Source organism: Micromonospora sp. DT4 (genome assembly GCF_049841675.1).
Lineage (GTDB): Bacteria > Actinomycetota > Actinomycetes > Mycobacteriales > Micromonosporaceae > Micromonospora.
Genome location: NZ_JBNCKT010000418.1, coordinates 1 through 382, shown reverse-complemented (window position 1 = coordinate 382; position 382 = coordinate 1). Strand labels below are relative to the sequence as shown.

Annotated in this window: 1 protein-coding gene; it reads right to left on the bottom strand. The window is 66.8% G+C overall.

Annotated elements, in window-relative coordinates; all coding sequences use genetic code 11:
- On the bottom strand, positions 1 to 382 hold a 382-nt coding region (locus ACLQ24_RS30390; protein WP_425895166.1), incomplete at both ends, for a transposase.

Here is a 382-nt window from a genome sequence, read left to right as displayed (position 1 = left end):
GACACGTCGGCGCCATAGACTTCGGCCAGGTGAGCGCTGATCTCACCGGTGGTCAGGCCCTTCGCCGACAGCGACAGAACCATGTCCTCCACGCCGGTCAGCCGCCGCTGCCGCTTGCGGACGATCTGCGGCTCGAATGAGCCGTCGCGATCGCGTGGCACGACGATCTCGACCGGGCCGACATCGGTCAGCACCGTCTTCGTCCTCGACCCGTTGCGGGAGTTCCCGCCGTCCTTACCAGCAGGATCGTGCTTCTCGTAGCCGAGGTGGTCGGTGATCTCACCGTCCATCGCAGCCTCGATCACACGCTTGGTCAGCTGCTGCAGCAGCCCGCCCTCACCGGTCAGTTGCAGGCCCGAGGTCCGGGCCTGCTCGACGAGCT